At 65.5% G+C, this 15,809-nt stretch carries 19 protein-coding genes; 6 read left to right on the top strand and 13 right to left on the bottom strand.

Going from position 1 to position 15,809, the window contains the following annotated elements; all coding sequences use genetic code 11:
• Window positions 1-11: 11 nt before the first annotated feature.
• From XM53_RS02300 to XM53_RS02280, 5 genes are all read left to right on the top strand, one after another.
• Window positions 12-1,382 (top strand): sodium:solute symporter family transporter, encoded by a 1,371-nt coding sequence (locus XM53_RS02300; RefSeq protein WP_057789844.1) that lies wholly within the window; start codon window positions 12-14, stop codon window positions 1,380-1,382.
• A gap of 176 nt (window positions 1,383-1,558) precedes the next feature.
• The gene (locus tag XM53_RS02295; RefSeq protein WP_057789842.1) at window positions 1,559-1,789 is read left to right on the top strand and encodes a twin-arginine translocase TatA/TatE family subunit; all 231 of its coding nucleotides are present in this window, start codon (window positions 1,559-1,561) and stop codon (window positions 1,787-1,789) included.
• A gap of 8 nt (window positions 1,790-1,797) precedes the next feature.
• Window positions 1,798-2,385 (top strand): Sec-independent protein translocase protein TatB, encoded by a 588-nt coding sequence (gene tatB, locus XM53_RS02290; protein WP_057789840.1) that lies wholly within the window; start codon window positions 1,798-1,800, stop codon window positions 2,383-2,385.
• Entirely contained in the window at window positions 2,382-3,398 is a 1,017-nt protein-coding gene (tatC, locus tag XM53_RS02285; protein ID WP_057789838.1) for a twin-arginine translocase subunit TatC, read from the top strand. The genes tatB and tatC overlap by 4 nt, the downstream gene beginning before the upstream one ends.
• An 11-nt stretch (window positions 3,399-3,409) precedes the next feature.
• Window positions 3,410-4,234: an ATP-binding protein gene (locus tag XM53_RS02280; RefSeq protein ID WP_082630683.1), complete on the top strand. Its 825-nt coding sequence runs from the start codon at window positions 3,410-3,412 to the stop codon at window positions 4,232-4,234.
• Window positions 4,235-4,546: 312 nt separating this feature from the next.
• On the opposite strand, the gene XM53_RS02275 is transcribed toward XM53_RS02280, so the two are convergent.
• The 5 genes from XM53_RS02275 to XM53_RS02260 all read right to left on the bottom strand — a co-directional run bounded on the left by XM53_RS02275 (window position 4,547) and on the right by XM53_RS02260 (window position 8,619).
• Window positions 4,547-5,710, bottom strand: coding sequence for a peptidoglycan DD-metalloendopeptidase family protein (locus tag XM53_RS02275; RefSeq protein ID WP_057789834.1), 1,164 nt, complete (start codon window positions 5,708-5,710; stop codon window positions 4,547-4,549).
• Between the two features lie 90 nt (window positions 5,711-5,800).
• Window positions 5,801-6,454: a protein-L-isoaspartate(D-aspartate) O-methyltransferase gene (locus XM53_RS02270; protein ID WP_057790311.1), complete on the bottom strand. Its 654-nt coding sequence runs from the start codon at window positions 6,452-6,454 to the stop codon at window positions 5,801-5,803.
• 5 nt (window positions 6,455-6,459) lie between these two features.
• The gene (gene surE, locus XM53_RS02265; protein ID WP_057789832.1) at window positions 6,460-7,242 is read right to left on the bottom strand and encodes a 5'/3'-nucleotidase SurE; all 783 of its coding nucleotides are present in this window, start codon (window positions 7,240-7,242) and stop codon (window positions 6,460-6,462) included.
• A 348-nt stretch (window positions 7,243-7,590) separates the two neighbouring features.
• Window positions 7,591-7,716: a hypothetical protein gene (locus tag XM53_RS23885; RefSeq protein ID WP_268873913.1), complete on the bottom strand. Its 126-nt coding sequence runs from the start codon at window positions 7,714-7,716 to the stop codon at window positions 7,591-7,593.
• 249 nt (window positions 7,717-7,965) lie between these two features.
• Window positions 7,966-8,619: an SDR family NAD(P)-dependent oxidoreductase gene (locus tag XM53_RS02260; RefSeq protein ID WP_057789830.1), complete on the bottom strand. Its 654-nt coding sequence runs from the start codon at window positions 8,617-8,619 to the stop codon at window positions 7,966-7,968.
• 109 nt (window positions 8,620-8,728) lie between these two features.
• Between XM53_RS02260 and XM53_RS02255 the strand changes: the two genes are divergently transcribed.
• Window positions 8,729-9,298 (top strand): biotin transporter BioY, encoded by a 570-nt coding sequence (locus tag XM53_RS02255; RefSeq protein WP_057789828.1) that lies wholly within the window; start codon window positions 8,729-8,731, stop codon window positions 9,296-9,298.
• 139 nt (window positions 9,299-9,437) lie between these two features.
• Here the strand turns inward: XM53_RS02255 and XM53_RS02250 are convergent, their stop codons facing one another.
• From XM53_RS02250 to XM53_RS02215, 8 genes are all read right to left on the bottom strand, one after another.
• Window positions 9,438-9,860, bottom strand: coding sequence for a DUF1284 domain-containing protein (locus tag XM53_RS02250; protein ID WP_057789826.1), 423 nt, complete (start codon window positions 9,858-9,860; stop codon window positions 9,438-9,440).
• Window positions 9,861-9,899: 39 nt separating this feature from the next.
• Entirely contained in the window at window positions 9,900-10,163 is a 264-nt protein-coding gene (locus XM53_RS02245) for a hypothetical protein (RefSeq protein WP_057789824.1), read from the bottom strand.
• 153 nt (window positions 10,164-10,316) lie between these two features.
• Window positions 10,317-11,795 (bottom strand): amidophosphoribosyltransferase, encoded by a 1,479-nt coding sequence (gene purF, locus XM53_RS02240; RefSeq protein ID WP_057789822.1) that lies wholly within the window; start codon window positions 11,793-11,795, stop codon window positions 10,317-10,319.
• Between the two features lie 144 nt (window positions 11,796-11,939).
• The gene (locus tag XM53_RS02235; protein ID WP_057789820.1) at window positions 11,940-12,386 is read right to left on the bottom strand and encodes a DMT family transporter; all 447 of its coding nucleotides are present in this window, start codon (window positions 12,384-12,386) and stop codon (window positions 11,940-11,942) included.
• Between the two features lie 13 nt (window positions 12,387-12,399).
• Window positions 12,400-12,996: a CvpA family protein gene (locus tag XM53_RS02230; protein ID WP_057789819.1), complete on the bottom strand. Its 597-nt coding sequence runs from the start codon at window positions 12,994-12,996 to the stop codon at window positions 12,400-12,402.
• 33 nt (window positions 12,997-13,029) lie between these two features.
• Window positions 13,030-14,394, bottom strand: coding sequence for a DNA repair protein RadA (radA, locus tag XM53_RS02225; RefSeq protein ID WP_057789817.1), 1,365 nt, complete (start codon window positions 14,392-14,394; stop codon window positions 13,030-13,032).
• Between the two features lie 66 nt (window positions 14,395-14,460).
• The gene (locus tag XM53_RS02220) at window positions 14,461-15,225 is read right to left on the bottom strand and encodes a hypothetical protein (RefSeq protein ID WP_057789815.1); all 765 of its coding nucleotides are present in this window, start codon (window positions 15,223-15,225) and stop codon (window positions 14,461-14,463) included.
• Between the two features lie 114 nt (window positions 15,226-15,339).
• Window positions 15,340-15,804, bottom strand: coding sequence for a paraquat-inducible protein A (locus XM53_RS02215; RefSeq protein ID WP_057789813.1), 465 nt, complete (start codon window positions 15,802-15,804; stop codon window positions 15,340-15,342).
• Window positions 15,805-15,809 lie beyond the last annotated feature (5 nt).

Raw genomic sequence — 15,809 nt, 5'->3', positions numbered from 1 at the left:
GAGCAGACCCGATGCAAACCACTGCCATCATTGTCATTTTCGGGCTCGTTCTGGTGGCGAGCCTCGTGGTGGCGCCGCGCCGCGCGACGGTCGAGGGGTTCTTTGGCGGCGCAAGCGTGGCCGGGCGGGCGCCGACGCTGTGGGTGCTGGTGCTGAGCCAGGTGACGACGTGGATCTTTGCCCGGTCGCTGATGAACTCGGCCATCCTGGGGTATTTCTACGGGATCTGGGGCGTGCTGGCCTATGCGGCCTACTATGGCTCGTTCCTGACCGGCGGTTTCATCGTGGGGCGGTTGCGGCGTGCCGGTGCGGGATCGGTGCAGGACTGGCTGCGCGGGCGGTTCGGCGGCACGGGTACGACGCTTTACAATATCGTGGTCGCTTTGCGGCTGTTGTCGGAGGTGTTCGCCAACCTGCTGGTGGTGGGGCTGATCTTTGCCGCGGCGCTGCCCGGGGTGGGCATGGGGCGCGAGGCGTCGATCCTGCTGGTGGCGGGGCTGGGCCTGGCCTATAGCGCCTGGGGCGGGCTGAGCGCGGCGCTGCGCACGGACGTGGTGCAGATGCTTGTTTTCTTGGTGGTTTTCGGCGTGGCCTTCGTGGCGCTGGTGACAGCGCCGGGGTTCGATTTCGGCGCGGTGCTGACGTCCGAGGGCACGAGCGGGGCGTGGACCGGGCAGGTGCTGTTGCTGGTGGCGCTGTTGCAGGTGTTTTCCTACCCGGCGCATGACCCGGTGATGATGGATCGCGGGTTCATCGCGGACGAGAAGACGACGCGCGCGTCGTTCCTGCACGCCTTCTGGATCTCGTTCCTGTGCATCGTGGGCTTCGGGTTCTTCGGGATCGAGGCGGCGTTGCAGGGCGCGGAGTACGAAGGCGAACTGCTGGGTACATGGGCGGGGATGTTTCCGGCCTGGGTCTATGTGGCGCTGTTGCTGTCGCTGCTGGTCAGTGCGCTGTCGACGCTGGATTCCGCGCTGGCCAGTGCCGCGCGGCTGATGGTGGACGAACTGGGGCTGGCGCCGCGCACGCTGGGCGGCGGGCGTGTGGCGATGGTGGGCTTCATGGTGGCGGGGGCTGCCCTGACACTCTGGGGCAATCAGAGCCTGTTCGATGCGGTGGCGGTCAGTGGGACGGCGAGCCTCTTTCTGACGCCGGTGCTGCTGGCGGGGCTGGTGATGGGGCAGCGGGTGCCGGTCTGGGCCTATTCGGTGAGTTTCGTGGCGGCGATGGCCGGCGCGGTGGCCTATTTCGCGCGGAGCACGGTGTTCGCACCGACGCCGCTGGCGGAGTGGCACAAGTACGAGCAATTGCTGGCCATATGCGCGGTCGTGTTGGTGGTCGGATGTGCCACGGTTTTCGCGTCGGCGCGGCGGGCGGGGTAGGCACCAATTTTTGCGCAAAAATTGGGCCGGAAAATTCGAATTTTCTGCCTGCGCCCGGCAAAAACCGGGGTTTTGCAGCGGATTGGTTCTTCCAACCGGCGGCGCAACCGCATAGATACGGTTGACGTACATCCTGTGGGACCTCAGAAACGGGGCCGGGATAAGGGAGACATATCATGCTGAACAACATCGGCCTTCCGGGGCTCTTGCTGATTGCGGTGGTCGTGCTGGTCCTTTTCGGACGCGGCAAGATCTCGTCGCTGATGGGTGAGGTGGGCAAGGGCATCACCTCGTTCAAGAAGGGCGTCGCGGAAGGGAACAAGGAAGTCGAGGACGCCAGCAACGAGGCGGCAGACTCGGCCCGGGACGTCACGCCCCAGGACGACAAAGAAAAAGACAAGGTTTAACCCCTTAAATGTTCGACCTGGGCTGGACCGAGCTGATGGTGATCGGCATCGTCGCGCTGATCGTCGTGGGGCCGAAGGATTTGCCGGGCATGTTCCGGACCGTGGGACGGTTCGTGGGCAAGGCCAAGCAGATGGCGCGCGAATTCAGCCGGGCGATGAATGACGCCGCCGACGAGGCGGGCGTCAATGAGGTCTCCAAGACCTTGAAATCGGCCACGAACCCGATGGGCGCGGCGATGGACGAGGTCAAGAAATCGACCGACAGCTTCACCGCCAAGACCATGGCGGGCCCCACGCCGAAACGGGCCGAGTTCGACGACGACCGCAAGGCGATGGTCGACAAGATCTCGAAACGCTCGGCCGAGATGGCCGAAGAGCGCAAGGCGGCGGAAGAGGCGGCCAAGGCCAAGGCGGCGGAGGCCGACGCGCCGAAACCGGCCGCGGAAAAGCCCGACAGCGCGGCGAAGCCGGCGCCGGCCAAGAAGATGCCCGCGAAAAAGACGGCGTCGAAATCCGCGCCCAAGAAGGCGGCGCCGAAGAAGAGCGCGCCGAAGAAACCTGCGGCCAAGAAGACCGCCTCGGATAAACCTGCATGAGCGCCACTGACGACGACGACATCGAGATGAGCTCTGCCCCGCTGATCGAGCATCTGGCGGAGCTGCGCACGCGGCTGATCCGGTCGGTATTGGCGTTCCTCGTGGGGATCGTTCTGGCCTTCGTCGTGGCCGAGCCGATCCTGCAATTCCTGCTGGGGCCGATCGAGGCGACGCTGCGGACGCTGGGCGATCCGTCGCCCACTTTGCAATATACCAGCCCGCAGGAATACCTGTTTACCCTGTTCCGCATCTCGATGGTGTTCGGCTTCATGCTGGCCTTTCCGGTGATCGCGGCGCAGATGTGGCGGTTCGTGGCGCCGGGGCTGTACCGTAATGAAAAGGCGGCGTTTCTTCCGTTCATCATCGCGTCGCCGATCATGTTCCTGTTGGGCGCGGCGTTCGCGCATTTCGTGGTCACGCCGCTGGCGATGAATTTCTTCTTGGGGTTCGCCGATGTCAGCTCGATCTTCGCCAACCTGCTGACCGGCGCGATAGGCGAGGTCGAGACGGTGGCGGACCCGAACCTGCCGGTGGTGCCCGACAACCTGGGCGCCGTGGTGCCGGAGACCGACGAGGGCATCCGCATCACCTTTTTCGGGAAGGTGAACGAGAGCCTGGATATCACGCTGAAATTCATCATGGCCTTCGGCATCTGTTTCCAGTTGCCGGTGCTGCTGACGCTTATGGGCAAGGCAGGGCTGGTCAGCGCCGAAGGGTTGGGCGGCGTGCGGAAATACGCCATGGTGGGCATCCTGGTGCTGGCCGCATTGGTGACGCCGCCGGACGTGGTGACGCAGCTGATCCTGTTCACGGTGGTGTACGGGCTGTACGAGATTTCGATTTTCCTTGTGCGTCGGGTGGAGAAGACCCGCGAAGAGAAACTGCGCGCCGAGGGCGTGTGGTTCGAGGATGACGCGGACGAGGTCGACCCGATGGACGCCGAGTTCGACGCCGATGCCGAGGATGACGCGGGCGACGTGGACGATCTGGACGACGACCGGAGCAAGACGTGAGCGCAGACCCTATGGAACGGATCGCCGCCGCGCTGGAGCGGATGAACCCGGCGCCGTTCGAGGCCCCGGATTTCGACGCTGCCGATGCGTTCGTGTGGCATGTTGAGCCCGACCGGCTGCACCCCGTTCGGGACGTGAACCGGGTGGACATGGACCTTCTCGTGGGGATCAACCGGTCGCGCGATACGCTGTTGGAAAATACCCGGCATTTCGCCAAGGGGCTGCCCGCGAACAACGCGCTTTTGTGGGGCGCGCGGGGGATGGGCAAGTCGAGCCTGGTGAAAGCGGTCCATGCCGCCGTGCGGGCCGAGGGGCATGAGCTGAAGATCGTCGAGTTGCAGCGCGAGGACCTGCCGAGCGTGGGGCGGCTGTTGAACATCCTGCGGGGCAGCGACGCGCGGTTCATCCTGTTTTGCGACGATCTGAGCTTTGGCCACGATGACCAGCATTACAAGTCGCTGAAGGCCGTTCTGGATGGCGGGATCGAAGGGCGGCCCGAGAACGTTGTGTTCTATGCCACCTCGAACCGCCGCCACCTGATGCCGCGCGACATGATCGAGAACGAGCGGTCGAGCGCGATCAACCCCAGCGAGGCGACGGAAGAGAAGGTGTCTCTGTCCGACAGGTTCGGGCTGTGGCTGGGCTTTCATCCCTGTGACCAGGACGAGTATTTGTCGATGATCCGGGGCTATTGCGATGCCCACGGGATCGAGATCGACGACGCCACGCTGCGGGCCGAGGCCATCGAGTGGCAGGCGACGCGCGGGTCGCGGTCGGGCCGGGTGGCGTGGCAGTATTTCACCGATCTGGCCGGGCGGCGGGGCGTGAGCCTGTAGGCTATTCTTGAGTATTTTGGGAACAGTGAAACGGGCTGTAAGCTGTGTCTGTTTCATAGGTTTCGCGGCGGTGGGGTGGAACCCCACCCTACGATGGCGCGCGCATTGTTGCTGTGACGGCAATGGTATCGATTAGATCATTGCGGGCGCGGAACAAAGGTGCGGCGATGCGCGGTCTGTCCCGATATGCCGGCACCCAAAGCTTGCGGTGGGCGGTGGTGGGGTGGAACCCCACCCTACGCCTGTGTTGCGGTCGCGGCAATAACCACGGGGAAATTATTGCTTGACCGGTTATACGACCTGCGGTTGCTCTTATTGCAAATACGGCAGGGGATCGACGCTGTCGAAGCCTTCGCGCACCTCGAAATGCAGGGCGGCGGTGCCGTCGGTGCGGATCGAGGCAAGCTGGCCGCCGCGGGCGATCTGGTCGCCTTTGGACACCCTTACCTTGTCGACGTTGGAATAGACGGTCAGCAGGTTCTGGTCGTGCTTGACCACGATGATCGGGATGCCGTTGGTGTCCTTGGTGATGGCCGCGACGGTGCCCGCCTGGGCGGCGCGAACGGGTGTGCCGGCGGGGGCGGCGATGTCGATGCCGTCATTCTTGCCCTTGGCGTATTCGCGGATGATGTCGCCCTTGACCGGATAGCTCATGCGCGCGCTGCTGCTGGCGCTGGCGGTGTTGCCGCCAAGGTCGGGCGCCGCAGTGCTTTCGACAGGTTCAGCGGCGGCGACGGTCTTTTCCTCGGGCAGGGGCTGGGCCGCCGAGGGAGGCGTGGGCGTGGGGCTGCCCTGACCCGGCACTGTGGTTTCCAGCGCCGTGGTCTGCACCTCGTTCGGTGCCGCGCTGGGCAGGGCCACGGGGATCAGCAGGTACTGGCCCTCGCGCACGGCGAAATCGGGGCCGAGGCCGTTCCAGTCGGCCAGGCTGCGCACCGAGACGTCGTAAAGCCGGGCGATGGTGAAGGCGGTTTCGCCGCGCTGGACCTGGTGGCGGACAGGCTCGACGCCGGACTGGCCGCGGTCGAGGCTGCGGTTGGCGGTGCTGGTGCGGCCCGCGCTAGCGTTCTCGATCGCGTTTCCGGCCACGGAGGCGATATCGACGCCCGGACGCGGCGTGAGAGGCCCGCCGGTGGGTTCGGCGACGCGGCCGGGCAGGGCGATGATCTCGCCGTCGCGCAGGGTGTCGCCCGGCTGAATGCCGTTGTAGCGCGAGAGTTCCCCCACATCCGCGCCGATGCGCCGTGCGAGGCTTTGCAGGGTGTCGCCGCGGCGGGCGACGGCGACCTGGTAATTGGGATAGGAGATGATGCCGCGGCTGTCGGGGGTGGGCCGGCTGGCGCTGGCGTTGCGCGCGGCCTCGGCGGTGCCCGGGCCACCGTCGCGCATGTCGATGTCGAAATTGTCGCATCCGGCCACGGCCAGCAGCGCCACGGCGCAAACGAGGGGTCGCATGGGGGTCTTGAAGTGGCTCATCTCGATCTTGTCCTCATCTCGGTCCCCTTGTTGGCCGGGGATCAAAGCGGTGACCGGGGCGGTCCCGGCCGTTGGTTCTGTCCTGTCCTGTCAGTCCCGGCCCAAGCCTTCGAGCAGGGGCACGAAACGCACCGGGCGCAGTTCGTCATAGTCGAAGCCCGTCTCGGACCGGGTGACCCGGATCAGGCTTTGTACCGCGTCGGACTGCCCCACGGGTACCACCATGATACCCCCGATTTTCAACTGCGCCAAGAGCGGCCCGGGCGGATCCTCGGCCGCGGCCGTCACGAGGATGCGGTCGAACGGGGCTTGTTCGGGCAGGCCGAAGCTGCCATCCGCCGTGAGGGCGGTGATGTTGGTCAGGTCCAGCGCCTGAAATATGGCGCTGGCGTCGGTCACCAGCGCCTTGTGCCGGTCGACGGTATAGACGCGGCGGGCAAGCTGGCTGAGGATCGCGGCCTGGTAGCCCGAGCCGGTGCCGACCTCGAGCACCTTGTCGCGGGGCGTGACGCGCAGGGCCTGCGTCATCAGGCCGACGACGGAGGGCTGCGATATGGTCTGGCCGCAGGTGATGGGCAGGGGCATGTCCTCGTACGCGCGGGTGGCGAAGTGGCCGCGCACGAAGGCGCCGCGGTCGATCTTTTCCATTGCCGTCAGGACGCGCTTGTCGGTCACCCCGCGCGAGCGCAGCGCGAAGAGAAACTGCATCTTGCGTTCGGCGATATCGTCGGCGTCGTCGGTCATCAGCGTCATTCGATCGCCTTGAGCGCGTCGAGCGCGTCATGCGCGGTAAGATCGGCGCGCATGGGCGTGACGGAAATATAGCCCTTGAGGTTCCAGTCGGCATCGGTGCCGTCGGCGGTGGGCTCGCCCTGCGGCGCGCCGGTGACCCAGAGAAAGCGGCGGCCGGAGGGCGAAGTGGTGGGTTGCACGCCGAAGCCCATGTCGCGGCGAAAGCCCTGGCGGCAGGCGCGGAGGCCCTGCACCTCGGCGCCGGGGATGGGCGGGAAGTTGACGTTGTAGAAGATGCCGTAATCGTCCTGCGTCCAGACGCCCTTGTCCAGCAGGGTGCGCAGGGTGGCAAGACCATGCTGGCGGCTTGATTCGAACTTGTCGTCGAGGTCGCGGTTGCGCGGGCCGTAATACTGGCTAAGCGCGACAGCGGGATAGCCCTGAAGCGCGGCTTCCATGGCCGCACCCACGGTGCCGGAATAGACCGCGTTCTCGGCCGCGTTGTTGCCGCGGTTGACGCCCGAGAGGATCAGGTCGGGGGGCGTGTCCTTCATCACGTCGTGGACGGCGGCCAGCACGCAGTCGGCGGGCGAGCCTTGCGCGGCGAAGCGGCGCTCGTCCATCTGGCTGATCATCATTGGCGTGGTGTAGGAAATGCAGTGGCCGACGCCCGATTGCTCGAAGGCGGGGGCCACGGTCCAGACCTCGCCCGAGGGCCCGGCAAGGTCGGTCGCGATCTCTTCCAGGACGGCGAGGCCGGGGGCCGAGATGCCGTCGTCGTTGGTGATGAGAATGCGCAAGGGGCTGCTCCTGCCTGCAAGGGAGATTGGCGGGGTTTTGCCTTGTGTAGCGGGGCTGTGGGCAGGGGGCAAGCGCTGCAGGCCGTGCAAGGGATGGGCTGTGCGGGGCCGCGTCCGGAGGGCAACAGGAGGTTCGGGGCTGGTGTCAGGTGGCAGGCGTCGGAGAGGCGTATTATTGGCAAGAAGAAGCCGGGGGCGCGGATGCGACTGTCGATACATTCGCCCGGCAAAGACCTGCAATCGCCGGGACGCCGCGCATTTTGCTACGCCCGTTGCGGGGCTTAACGGGACCGCGTCTTGTGTCTATGCCGTCGCCGCGCCAGGACTGTAAGAGGCAGGTCGCCGACCTCAGTAGCTAAGTTCTGCGGCGAAAAGGCTGGCGATCTCGTCGCGTGTCAGCCGCGACGGTCCTTCTTCGACCCGTGCTTCAGCCTTTTGGCTGCATTTTGTCAGAACACTGATAAGCAAGCGCATCTGTGGTTTCCTGTCTTTTTTGCGCCCCCGCGACGGAAGAGACGGAACGCGCTGGCGAAAAGTTTCAGAGAAATACAGTAATTTTCGCCAAAAACAGGCAAGCCATTGTTTTGTAGTCTATTTATTTGGGGGCAATGCGTTTGCCGCCCGTGCAACAGGACGATGTGGCGTGTTTGCGCATTCGTTTTTCAACAAGACAGGCGCGTGTGCTGACATTTGCCGGATGAGCGCGGCGAAGCCTGACGGGCGCTACAGAATCTCGGGCAACAGGCGCGCGGCCACGTCGGGTGCGGTGGGCAGGGCGTCGCGATCCTCGCCTGGAAAGAACCGCGCGCGGGTCGCGGTGGCGATGGGGCCCGGGTCGAGCACCAGCACCTTGGGGCCAAGCTTGACCGTTTCGGCCTGCCAGCTGCGGGCAAGGGCGATCTGCGCGGCCTTGGTGGCGCCGTAGCTGCCGAAGAATTTCTGCCCGGCGCGGGGATCGTCGAAGAAGACGGCACGGCCCCGTTCGCCCAGAAGCGGGCTGATGAAACCGATCAGGCGGGCGACGGCATCGACGTTGGTGTTGAGCGAATTGCGCCAGTCCTTGGCGTCGATCTGGTGCGTGGGCGTCATCGGCGCGGCGTGCACGGCGGTGTGCACCCAGAGGTCGAGCGCGCCCCAGCGGTCGTAGATCGACCGGCAGAGCTGGGCCATTGCGGCCTCGGTGTTGATGTCCATGGGCGCCAGCGTCGCGTCGCCGCCCTGGGCCTTGATGCGGTCGTCCAGCTCTTCCAGCGCGCCGGTGGTGCGGGCGACGGCCACGATGTGGTGCGTCGGGGCAAGCGCCTGGGCGAGGGCTGCGCCAAGGCCGCGCGAGGCGCCGGTCACGAGGGCGATTTTACGAGGTGCTGCGTCATTCATGCTCTGCCAAATCTCATTCCGGCGGGGCAATATCAAGTGCAATCCGCTTGACACTTGGCCCGGCGCACCCAAAAAAGGCGGGTGAAACGAGACAGGAAAGGACAGTGCCATGGCGGATACCGTTTTGAGCAAGGCCGTGATCGGCCACGAAGGTTTGACGAAGAAACTGGGGCTGGTGATCGGCGGATCGCTGTTCATCGCCATGGCCGCGCAGGTGAGCATCCCGTTCTTCCCCGTGCCGATGACGTTGCAGACGCTGGCGATCCTGATCGTCGGGTTGACCTTCGGTTCGCAGCTGGGGCTGGCGACGCTGGTCACGTACCTGGGCTATGGAGCGATGGGCCTGCCGGTCTTTGCCAACGGCATGTCGGGTGCGGCGCTGATGGGGCCGACCGCCGGGTTCCTTTACGGGTTTGCCGCGATGGCGTTCCTGGCCGGACTGGCCGTGGAAAAGGGTCTGGCACGGGGTGTCGTGTCGACGGCGGTGATCGCAATGGCGATTTCGGCGCTGCTGTACGTACCGGGCCTCGCATGGCCGGCGATGGTGATGGGCAAAACCATGCCCGAGCTGTGGGCCGGCTGGATGGCGCCGTTCCTGCTGGGTGACGCGGTCAAGGCCGTGATCGCGGCGATGGTCGTCTGGGGCGGCTGGAAGGCGCTGCAGGCACGCAAGGGCTAAGGCCTCACCGACAGGTTTTTTTTGAAGCGCCGTCCCGGACCGGGGCGGCGTTTTTCGTTTGGGCGGGGTGGCAGAATTTGCGTAAATTCTGCGCCGGAAAATGCGTATTTTCCGGGGCGTTTTCTGCGCAGAAAACGGCTCAGGCGCTTTCGTGAAGGTCTGTCAGGGCGGCTTCGCAGAGGCCCAGCTCCAGCCACTGGCAGCCCGCGCAAAGCTGCGAGAGTGCGCCGGGTGGCACGTTTGCCTTGATACGCTGCTTCGCCTCGCCCCATGTGAGGCGGGTGCCCACGGTAAGGCCGAGCGCGCGGGCGTGACGGGTGTCGAGCGCGTCGATCTTGCGTTGCGAGGTGCAGAGCGTGCCGCGCCGCTTGGGGCAGGGGGCGCAGATGTCGTCGGTGACGCCGACGACCTCGATCACCTCATCGTCGCCGCCGGGCGCGCGCAAGCGGTCATTCACGATGCGCCCCATGTTGGCGGTGAACGCGTCGGAATAGCCCTTGCCCCGGAACCCCAGCGAGCAGAGGAAATGATGCGGGCGGTAGCGAAGGGGTGCGTCGGCCATGGGAGGCTTGTGCCCGGACGGGCCGGGCGCGGTCAAGCCTTAGCCGCGGGGCATTTCCAGCGTCGTGGTGTTGGTGCCGCGCATGAGCACGAGCTTGCCTTCCTCGATGGCGATCACCTTGGCGTTGCCGATGGTGGCGCCCTTGGTGACGGTCGCGATCTTGCCCGAGGCGGTGCGGATCAGCGCGCGGTCGCCATCGGGTTTCATGAAGGTTCCGAGCAGCGCGAGGCGCCCCGAGGGGAGCGCGTTCTTGTCGGTCGCCGTCTCGAGTGTTTCGCGGGGTGTGTCGGTCTCGGATGCCATTTCTTGCCTGCTTGCGTTGCATGGGTGAACGCGCGGCACCTAAGGCCGACTCGGCGCAATGAAAACCCGGGGTTTCACACATCGGCGGAATGACGCTGCGTTGCAGCATCGGACTGGCGGAGGGGCGCCTATACGCCGGTGCGGGCTGCGGCTTTACTCGGCGGCCTTGAGCTGGAATCCCTTTTCGACTTGGTCGGAGGGCTCGACGGGATAGTCGCCCGAGAAGCAGGCGTCGCAATATTGCGGACAGCCTGTGTCACGGCCCTTGGCCTCGCCCACGGCGCGGTAGAGACCGTCGAGCGAGATGAACTTGAGGCTGTCCACGGCCAGATGCTCGCGCATTTCGTCCTCGGACATGGTGGCGGCCAGCAGTTTCTCGCGGTTGGGTGTATCGACGCCGTAGAAACAGGGCCAGGCGGTGGGGGGGCTAGCGATACGGAAGTGCACCTCGGCCGCGCCGGCGTCGAGGATCATCTCCTTGATCTTGCGCGAGGTGGTGCCGCGCACGACGCTGTCATCGACAAGGATCACGCGCTTGCCCTGTATCAGGGCGCGGTTGACGTTCAGCTTGAGCCGGACGCCCATGTTGCGGATCTGCTCGGTCGGTTCGATGAAGGTGCGGCCCATGTACTGGTTGCGGATGATGCCCATGGCGTAGGGGATGCCGCTTTCCTGGCTGAAGCCGATGGCGGCGGGGGTGCCGGAATCTGGCACCGGGCAGACCAGATCGGCCTCGACCGGGCTTTCCTTGGCCAGTTCCACGCCGATCTGGCGGCGGGTTTCATAGACCGAGCGGCCGCCGATAATGGAATCGGGGCGCGAGAAATAGACATGCTCGAAGATACAGAAACGCGAGGGGCGCGGGCGGAAGGGCCGGAAGCTTTCGACCCCGCTTTCGTTGATGACGACCATCTCGCCCGGTTCGATCTCGCGCACGAATTGCGCGCCGATGATGTCGAGCGCGCATGTCTCAGAGCTGAGGACCCAGCCGTCGCCGACCTGGCCCAGAACCAGCGGGCGCACGCCAAGCGGGTCGCGCACGCCGATCAGTTTCGTGCGGGTCATGGCGACGATCGAGAACGCGCCTTCGACGCGGCGCAGGGCGTCTTCCATGCGTTCGGGGATGGTGCGTTGCAGCGAGCGGGCCATCAGGTGGATGATGCACTCGGTGTCGGAATTGGATTGGAAGATCGAGCCTCGCTCGATCAACTCGCGGCGCAGGGCATTGGCGTTGGTGATGTTGCCGTTATGCGCAATGGCGGCGCCACCCATGGCGAATTCGCCGAAGAAGGGCTGCACGTCGCGGATCACCGGGTTCTTGCCGCCCGCGGTGGAATAGCGGACATGGCCGATGGACAGCGCGCCGGGCAGGGTTTCCATCAAGCTTTGCCGGGTGAAGTTGTCGCGGACGTAGCCGAAGCGGCGGGCGGAGTTGAAACCCTGATCGGGATCGTGGGAGACGATGCCGCCGGCCTCTTGGCCCCGGTGTTGCAGGGCGTGCAGGCCGAGGGCGACGAAATTGGCGGCGTCAGTGACGCCGATCACCCCGAAAACGCCGCATTCCTCGCGCAGTTTGTCCTCGTCGTCGGTGTCGCGCACCGCGTCGAAGTCGAAAGGATGGGCAGGGGGCATGTGCTTGTCGGACAAGGGGCAGCTCCGAATCCGTGGACGCTTGAGCACTAGATAGTGGCTCGGGCCGGATATGTCACGAAACTATCATGGGAAATCTGTCGGTGTGACGCGACGTGTCGTCCGGGCGACGGTTTTCGGGGCGCTTCAGTAGCGCGACAGGACCGCACCGGCGGCGACCAGCATGGCCGCGAGGACCCGTTGCAGCGAGACATCGCGCGGCGTCAGGCCGAAAAACCCGAAATGGTCGATCAGCAGCGCCGCGATCATCTGGCCCAGGATCAGGACGGTCGTGGTGGTCAGCACGCCCAGGATCGGCACCGCCCAGAGCGCGGACCAGACATAGACCGCGCCGAGCGCGCCGCCGATCAGCAGGAATTTGGGCACGAAGGGCGCGCGGGCCAGCGCCGGGCCGTCGCCGTGGACGATCGAGAGCGCCAGAAGGATGAAGAAACCCACCCCGAAAGAGATCGTGGCGGCGGCCAGCGTGCTGTCGATGGACCGGCCCAGGGCGGCGTTGATCGGGGCCTGCATGGCGATGAACGAGCCGCAGACCGCGATCAGGATGGCCGCAAAGAGAGGAGCGGTGGGCAAAACGCTGTGCCTTTTACTGCTGCGTCTCGGCGGGCTGCGGGTTGACGGGCTCTGCCGGGGCGTCGCAGGCGCTGACCAGGTCCTCATATTTCTGGGTGATCCAGCCGAGCGCCTGTTCGGGGTTGCCGTCCTCGACCTTGGAGGTGAGCTGGGCAAAGACGCGGGCCGAGCGGCTGTCGTCGATCATCTGGATGTCCTGGCTGGTAACGACCGTTTCATAGACGAAATAGGCGATGGCCACCAAGAGGACGCCGCGGGCCACGCCGAAGAGAAAGCCAAGGCCCTGGTCGATGCCGCCCAGGGCAGAGCGTTGCACCACCGAGGAAAAGAGCGGGGTGATCAGCGACGTCACGATGAGGGTGACGGCGAAGATCGCCGCCGCGGCGGCCAGCATTGAGAGCGCACAGGTGTCGGCCAGGAAATCGCCCACCACGGGGACCTCCTTGACCAGCGGTTCGACCTGGGGCGCGAAGAGGAAGGCGAGGATGGCCGCCACGATCCAGCCGGCGATGGCCAGAAGCTCGCGCACGATCCCGCGCGAATAGGCCAGAAGTGCCGACAGCACGATGATCAGCGCGACGATGCCGTCGATGATGGTGAAGCCTTCCATGAGCGCGTCCTGTTTTACCTTTGGTTGGGCGCGCTACCCGGCGCCGAAAATCTCACCTACGAAGCTGGTCAGGTCGCCCATGCGTTGCAGCGACAGACCGCCCGTGCCGCCGGTCTTGCCCCCGGCGGGAATGATTGCGGAGCTAAAACCAAGTTTTGCGGCTTCTTTCAACCTGTTTTCTGTCTGCGACACCGGGCGCAGGGCGCCGGACAGAGAGATTTCGCCGAAAAGGACACATTCGGCGGGCAGGGCGGTGTCTTCCCGCGCACTCAGCAGCGCGGCGGCGACGGCAAGGTCGGCGGCGGGTTCGGAGATGCGGATGCCGCCGGCGACGTTGAGATAGACGTCGAGCCCGGCGAAGGGCACGGCGCAGCGCGCCTCGAGCACGGCGAGGACCATGGCGAGGCGCGCGCCGTCCCAGCCCACCACGGCGCGGCGCGGCTGGGAATGGGGCGTGGGGGCGACGAGCGCCTGCATTTCCACCAGCACGGGGCGGGTGCCCTCGATGCCGGCAAAGACGACAGAGCCGGGGGACGGGTCGCCGCGGCCCGACAGGAAGAGGGCGGAGGGATTGGGCACCTCGGCCAGGCCGCTGCCCGTCATCTCGAACACGCCGATCTCGTCGGCGGGGCCGAAGCGGTTCTTGACCGCGCGCAGGATGCGGAACTGGTGGCCACGCTCGCCTTCGAAATAGAGCACCGAATCGACCATGTGTTCCACCACGCGGGGGCCGGCGATCTGGCCTTCCTTGGTGACGTGGCCCACCAGGACGACCGAACAGCCCTTGCGCTTAGCGAAGGTGACAAGCTCGTGCGCGGCGGCGCGGACCTGGGCCACGGAGCCGGGCGCGCTGTCGACATTGTCGGCCCACATGGTCTGGATCGAATCGATGATGACAAGCTGGGGCGTGTCGCGGTCGAGCGTGGTGATGATGTCGCGCAGGGCGGTGGCGGTGGCCAGTTTCACCGGTGCGTCGCCCAAGCCCAGCCGCTGGGCCCGCATGCGGACCTGGGCGCTGGCCTCTTCGCCCGAGACGTAGACGGTTTTGAGGCCGGCCTGGGCGAAGCGGGCGGCGGCTTGCAAGAGGAGCGTGGACTTGCCGATGCCTGGGTCGCCGCCGACCAGCACCGCGGAGCCGGGGACGAGGCCGCCGCCGAGGACGCGGTCGAGCTCTGCCATCCCCGACATGGTGCGCGGCGGGGGCGCTTCGGCGGTGGAAAGATCGCTGAGCGCGATCGCGTTGCCGCGTTTCGAGCCGAGGGATTTCGAGGCCGGGCCGGCGGAGAGCGGCGCCTCCTCGACGATGGTGTTCCATTCGCCGCAGGCGTCGCAGCGGCCGGACCATTTGGAATGGACGGCGCCGCAGGCGGTGCAGGTGAAGGAGGCGGTTTTTCCCATATGCGGGTGATGCCCCAAGCGCGGGGCGCGGTCAAACGCTGATGCCGTTCGGCCGGGCGGGGCGTGCTATTCGGCGGCGCGGTTGGGCAGGCCGACCACGGTGCCGTCGAGATCCGAGACCTCCTCGTAGCCCAGTTCGGGCAGGATCGGGCGCAGGTCGTCGCGCAGGCGCTCAAGCTGACTGACCGCCACGCTTTCCTCCATCTCGACATCCATGGCCCATTGCTTGAGCCGGACGCCGACCGCCTTGGCATGGTCGAGGCGTTTGTTGAACTGTTCGACCTCCTGCTGGCGCTGCTTGAGGAAGGCACGGGCGCGGTCGACCTTGTCGTCGGAGTAGACCTCGGCCAGTTCGCGGCTGATGTACGACATCTGGGCCGCCACCTCCATGATTTGCGGTTCCAGCGTTTCCAGGTCGGGGTGCTCGCGCATGTAGGCGAGGCGTTCGCGCACGGCGTCGAACTCTGATTGTATCTGGAACATGCCGGCGCGGTCAGCGGCATGGGCGGCGGCGTAGGCCTGCGTGACGTCATGCATGTTCATGTGAAAGCGGCGGTGGGAATTTTCCAGCGCCATTACGCGGGCATTCGCGGGCAGGTAGAAGCACAGCAGGACGGCGAGAACGGTCAGGCCGATCTGGGCGATTTGGCCCGCGTTTCCATACACCTGTCCGCCGAAGCTAACCTGGAACTCCAGCCAGGGCAGGATGCCGAACGCGGCGAGCGCGGTGGCGAGCAAAAGACCGAGCGCGGCCATGGCGAACACGGCCACAGCAAGGCGGTTCAGGAAATACTGCGCAACAAGAAATACCGAACGAATCGTCTCGGCCATCACTTCCCCCCAAGAAAGTGCACCACACTTCGTATCGGCAAGTTTACGCCGGTAATCGCAATTCGCCTACAGGAAAAATTAACGCTTTTTGGGAAGATCGCGGGGTAATGGCGTCTAATTGCGAGGAATTGTTTCTTTACCGTCAACAATGCCACGCGGCTTTTCGGTGAAATGACCGATGGCAATGGAGGCGAGGATGCAGGCGGTAAAGAGGTAAAGCCCCCAGGCGGTTTCGATCCGGCCGACGCCGATCCCCTTGGAGAGGGTGATGTAAAGGGCGATGAGAAAGATGTCGGCCATGGCCAGCTTGCCGAGGATTTGCAGCACCGGGAGCGTCTTGCGGCGCAACAGGCCGAAATGGATGAGCGCGAGGCCGATGGTCTTCACGTAAGGGGCGAAGAGGGCGAAGAAGGTGACCAAGAGGGCGAGGAAGACGTCGCTGTCCCAGAGGGACTGAAGCCCGGTGATGACGGAGATTTCCGACAGGCCGAAGAGCGGCAGGAGACCGGCGCGCATCAGCGGGGCGAACCACGCGATGGGGAAAAGGACCAGCAGGGTCAGGTTGAGGTATTTGAGCATGAAAG

This window comes from Roseovarius atlanticus (assembly GCF_001441615.1).
Lineage (GTDB): Bacteria > Pseudomonadota > Alphaproteobacteria > Rhodobacterales > Rhodobacteraceae > Roseovarius > Roseovarius atlanticus.
This window is presented reverse-complemented; position numbering and strand designations above follow the sequence as displayed.

Bases quoted from the DNA above. Each gene is read 5' to 3' on its own strand.
- radA (WP_057789817.1), bottom strand. From the start codon at position 14,394: ATGGGAAAAACCGCCTCCTTCACCTGCACCGCCTGCGGCGCCGTCCAT.
- XM53_RS02220 (WP_057789815.1), bottom strand. From the start codon at position 15,225: ATGGCCGAGACGATTCGTTCGGTATTTCTTGTTGCGCAGTATTTCCTG.
- XM53_RS02230 (WP_057789819.1), bottom strand. From the start codon at position 12,996: ATGGAAGGCTTCACCATCATCGACGGCATCGTCGCGCTGATCATCGTG.
- XM53_RS02260 (WP_057789830.1), bottom strand. From the start codon at position 8,619: ATGAATGACGCAGCACCTCGTAAAATCGCCCTCGTGACCGGCGCCTCG.
- XM53_RS02270 (WP_057790311.1), bottom strand. From the start codon at position 6,454: ATGACCGACGACGCCGACGATATCGCCGAACGCAAGATGCAGTTTCTC.
- XM53_RS02275 (WP_057789834.1), bottom strand. From the start codon at position 5,710: ATGAGCCACTTCAAGACCCCCATGCGACCCCTCGTTTGCGCCGTGGCG.
- XM53_RS02245 (WP_057789824.1), bottom strand. From the start codon at position 10,163: ATGGCATCCGAGACCGACACACCCCGCGAAACACTCGAGACGGCGACC.
- purF (WP_057789822.1), bottom strand. From the start codon at position 11,795: ATGCCCCCTGCCCATCCTTTCGACTTCGACGCGGTGCGCGACACCGAC.
- XM53_RS02300 (WP_057789844.1), top strand. From the start codon at position 12: ATGCAAACCACTGCCATCATTGTCATTTTCGGGCTCGTTCTGGTGGCG.
- tatB (WP_057789840.1), top strand. From the start codon at position 1,798: ATGTTCGACCTGGGCTGGACCGAGCTGATGGTGATCGGCATCGTCGCG.
- XM53_RS02280 (WP_082630683.1), top strand. From the start codon at position 3,410: ATGGAACGGATCGCCGCCGCGCTGGAGCGGATGAACCCGGCGCCGTTC.
- XM53_RS23885 (WP_268873913.1), bottom strand. From the start codon at position 7,716: ATGCGCTTGCTTATCAGTGTTCTGACAAAATGCAGCCAAAAGGCTGAA.
- tatC (WP_057789838.1), top strand. From the start codon at position 2,382: ATGAGCGCCACTGACGACGACGACATCGAGATGAGCTCTGCCCCGCTG.
- XM53_RS02250 (WP_057789826.1), bottom strand. From the start codon at position 9,860: ATGGCCGACGCACCCCTTCGCTACCGCCCGCATCATTTCCTCTGCTCG.
- XM53_RS02255 (WP_057789828.1), top strand. From the start codon at position 8,729: ATGGCGGATACCGTTTTGAGCAAGGCCGTGATCGGCCACGAAGGTTTG.
- XM53_RS02215 (WP_057789813.1), bottom strand. From the start codon at position 15,804: ATGCTCAAATACCTCAACCTGACCCTGCTGGTCCTTTTCCCCATCGCG.
- XM53_RS02295 (WP_057789842.1), top strand. From the start codon at position 1,559: ATGCTGAACAACATCGGCCTTCCGGGGCTCTTGCTGATTGCGGTGGTC.